Origin of the sequence: Desulfovibrio inopinatus DSM 10711, from assembly GCF_000429305.1 — a bacterium.
GTDB classification, from domain to species: Bacteria; Desulfobacterota; Desulfovibrionia; order Desulfovibrionales; family Desulfovibrionaceae; genus Alteridesulfovibrio; species Alteridesulfovibrio inopinatus.
In genome coordinates, this window is sequence record NZ_AUBP01000053.1 from 1 (window position 1) to 3541 (window position 3541).

Annotated in this window: 4 protein-coding genes; 2 read left to right on the top strand and 2 right to left on the bottom strand. The window is 47.8% G+C overall.

Annotation, left to right across the window (positions count from 1 at the left end; all coding sequences use genetic code 11):
• Positions 1-280: 280 nt before the first annotated feature.
• Both G451_RS0120115 and G451_RS0120120 read right to left on the bottom strand, forming a co-directional pair.
• Positions 281-556 carry a Txe/YoeB family addiction module toxin gene (locus tag G451_RS0120115; protein WP_027185657.1) on the bottom strand — a complete coding sequence of 92 codons (276 nt, stop codon included), beginning with the start codon at positions 554-556 and terminating at the stop codon, positions 281-283.
• Positions 543-803, bottom strand: coding sequence for a type II toxin-antitoxin system Phd/YefM family antitoxin (locus G451_RS0120120; protein ID WP_027185658.1), 261 nt, complete (start codon positions 801-803; stop codon positions 543-545). Before G451_RS0120120 ends, G451_RS0120115 begins: the two co-directional genes overlap by 14 nt.
• Before the next feature lie 321 nt (positions 804-1124).
• Between G451_RS0120120 and G451_RS0120130 the strand changes: the two genes are divergently transcribed.
• Together G451_RS0120130 and G451_RS0120135 are read left to right on the top strand one after the other, a co-directional pair.
• Positions 1125-2897, top strand: coding sequence for a tetratricopeptide repeat protein (locus G451_RS0120130; protein WP_027185660.1), 1773 nt, complete (start codon positions 1125-1127; stop codon positions 2895-2897).
• A gap of 19 nt (positions 2898-2916) precedes the next feature.
• A complete protein-coding gene (locus G451_RS0120135; protein ID WP_027185661.1) occupies positions 2917-3306 on the top strand; it encodes a hypothetical protein in 390 nt (129 codons plus the stop codon).
• Positions 3307-3541 lie beyond the last annotated feature (235 nt).

The window sequence follows — 3541 nt, forward strand, 5'->3', positions numbered from 1 at the left end:
TTTCAGCCGCTTGGCGAAGCCGGTAAAACCGGCCCCCGTTCGCGTCGGGAGGTGGATGTCTATGGGAATGACGCGCCAACGTCAATCACTTTTTTGGAAAATTCGAAAAAAATATCACACGCATGAAAAATACACGACAAAATCAAACTATTTTCTTTTTATTATCAAATAATTAACTCAAAAAATCCATAACGACCTCCCTTTATCTCCAAAGAGGTTCAACAGATTGTCCGCTTTTTGTAGCAGGATCACGCTTCACAAAATTTATAATGGTGATGTGTTAGTCATAATGATAGCGACATGCAATGATGGCGAGTTCTCCATCCTGGACGCAATACACAAGGCGATTACTCGCATCTATCCGACGAGACCAAAATCCAGCAAGGTTTTCTCTCAATGGCTCCGGCTTACCAATTCCCTCAAACGGATGCCGAAGACAGTCTTTGATGAGTGCATTAATCCGTTTGAGCGTTTTTCGATCCTGATTCTGCCAATATTCGTAGTCACTCCAGGCCGCCAAGGTCCAGGTCAAACGAGACAGCTTATCCTTCGTCATCAACTATATTCCGCTGTAGCGTTTGACCTTGGCGAAGCTGCTGAATGGAGGTAGCGAGATGAGCTGCGTTTGCCGGTGAGCGCAAGAGATGAACCGTTTCCATTAAACTGTTGAACGTGTCCATGGACATCACAACAGCATTGGGAGCGTTGCGCCTCGCGATAACCGTATAATCGGCATCATCATTAACTTGATCGATGATGTTTTTAAGACGATTGCGGGCATCAGAAAATGTGACCACACGCATGGGATTTCCCTCTCGTTTTGGACTGAGTTGTCTTATTAGCTGTACAAGATAAGAGAAGGATTGTTTGTTGGCAAGAGGTGTTGCCTATGAGCACAGGGTTGGGTTTTACTTGGTTACTTTTGAATAACATAAAAAGAGCTTCACTGATGCTCCTCTTTTATTGCAAGGTCACCAACCGCAAATACCAGGGACATAATCATCCGGCCAATCTATTCTTTTACTCTATTTTCAGCGATGACGCTACGCTTTACTTCTTTTCTCTATCCTATTACAAATTAAGCATAAACACTCACGTTGCAATATACGCCAAAGAGGCACGCTATGCCAGATAAAGCCGTCTTCCAAACTGCTACAGCCGGCGACAATTCCCCAATTTACCAAGTTTGCGGGAAGAACGTCTCCATCGGCACGCAGCCTCGCCTGAAACTCGTTGGGCCGCCTCCTGAACGCCCAACCCCTCCAAAGAAAACTTCGGATGAAAGTATAATGCTCATCCCACAGATGGAGTTTACAACCTTCCTTGGAAGAGACGATTTGCTTGAAAATTTTGCGGCTTGGGCCACGGATCATGATCCCTCCCAGCCAGTCTCGGTACGCGTCATCACTGGCGGTGCCGGCATTGGAAAGACTCGTTTCGCCCGAGAGTTATGCAGAACACTCAGTAAGACGTGCGAATATGAGGCAGGCTTTGTTCGCGACCGAGAGGCCCGACGTTTCCTGAGTGAAAGGAACCTTAGCGAATGGGGCTGGCAGAAACCCACTTTGGCTGTCTTTGACTACGCAATGACACTGATTGATGTGTTGCCAGGTTGGATGGAGGAACTGAACGACATTTATAACAGCCCATACCCCTTGCGCATTCTTCTCCTGGAACGTCAGGCCGAAAAAGATACCGGTTGGCTCAAACAAATTTTTCCAGATGGTTTCAACACAACGGATCGATTGCTCGATGGAGAACCTTGGCGTCTGCCCGATTTGGACGGTCCCAGTTTCCAGCTTGAGATCATGCAGGATATGCTCAATCGACTGGGGAGCGATTTCACCTTACCAAAAGAAAATACGGAATTCTGCAACCAGCTCACCCAAACCGACTGGGCTGGAACACCACTTTTTCTAATGATGGCCGCTATGGTTATGCACCAACAAGGCGGAGTAGGACAAACACTCTCCTTGCGTCGTACGGATCTGGCTAAAAAAATAGCCGGCCATGAACATTCACGCTTGCTTAAAGTCTGTAGCGATAACCGCTCCTTGAAAATATTCTTGCCCCATCTCGCCGCCTTCGCCACGCTTTGTGGTGGGCTGGACCATGCCACACTAATGGATGTTATCGCCCCAGAGCAAGCGGCCATCGGCGTCACATCTTTAGATTCGGCTGTGGTAGCGGAAATCCTGGAAGATGCTTTGCCCGGTCAGAACGGTGGTGTCGCCCCCATCCTCCCGGATATCATCGGTGAATCTTTTGTTCTCAATTACTTGGGAAATAGGAATACGCAGGCAAGCATGGATGCTGTTATACGCTCCTTTCAACAGGCTCCTACTTCAGTCCCGCCTATGTTAGTTCGCTGCGTAGAGGACTTTGCTCCGGTTGCTCTCGCAGAAACAGAAGTGCCCGATATCAAGGAACAACAATTGGCCATAGCCTGGCTCCAGGCGTTAGGCGATCAAAAAACGCTACCGTTGGTACAACTCATACTTTTGGTCGGCGCTTTGCCACAGGACACATTGGCTTTGCGTGAACTCGCCGCAAATTGGCAACAGCAAATTGTCGATATACTTTCGACGGGTACAAGCGAAAACCATCCACTATTAGCTTGGCGAGCGAGTTCTCTTAATAATCTCTCTTTCAGGCTCTCCGCGCTTGGACGACGCGAGGAGGCCTTGGAGGCGGCTCAGGAAGGAGCAAGTTTGTATTGGATGCTAGTGCAGCAAATCCCCAAAGCTTTTGAGAATAATTTTATGATTACTATGCTCACATGGCTCTCTCTGCGTCAAAATGTCTCTCGCGAGGAAGCACGAGAACTCTTTGAACACGATCCTGAATCTCACCTCCGCGCCCTGCTAGAGGGCGTAGGTGGCGTAACCAACAAGTAACGATGAAAGGAATGTCTCTATGGAGATGAATACCATAGAAGCCACAGTGACTGGCTTGGTAATCGCAGCACAAACCGGGTTTATTGAAAAAGCGACTACTATTGCGAAAAACTTAGGCACAGCTGGAATGGAGAAGCTCTACAACCTTGTGAAACAACGCTTCACCAAAGACGGAGAAGGTGCGGTCAGCACGCTGCAACAATTAGAAAACAATCCATCGGACGAGAAAATGCAACGCATCGTTAAACGCCGGCTCGAAGGCATTTTGGAGGAAGACCCAACGTTCAAAAATGAGATTAAGGCTATTATCGGCGAGATAAGAGTGGACCAATCTATCAACCAAACCGCCACATCTGGCGACAATAGCCCTATTACTCAGATTGTGGGCAGCAATAATCAAGTCAAGTAACCCAACATACTGGCCAACTGGCTTTGCCGTAAAAAATGAAGCATCCGTGCAGACACATGAGAGAGGCGGCATTCAGGCATATGTTGAATACCATCTTCTCCGTGTATTGAAACGAATCCAACGCAGCTCCATGCGAATCTGGAAGAACCGATGCTCTCGTATGAATACGTTATGGTAGAATTCTTTTTACCCCCCAGAACGCACGAAAGCCCGAACTTTCATCAAGTTCGGGCTT

Excerpts from the sequence above, each read along its gene's own strand:
- G451_RS0120115 (WP_027185657.1), bottom strand. The coding sequence starts at position 556 with ATGACGAAGGATAAGCTGTCTCGTTTGACCTGGACCTTGGCGGCCTGG.
- G451_RS0120120 (WP_027185658.1), bottom strand. The coding sequence starts at position 803 with ATGCGTGTGGTCACATTTTCTGATGCCCGCAATCGTCTTAAAAACATC.
- G451_RS0120130 (WP_027185660.1), top strand. The coding sequence starts at position 1,125 with ATGCCAGATAAAGCCGTCTTCCAAACTGCTACAGCCGGCGACAATTCC.
- G451_RS0120135 (WP_027185661.1), top strand. The coding sequence starts at position 2,917 with ATGGAGATGAATACCATAGAAGCCACAGTGACTGGCTTGGTAATCGCA.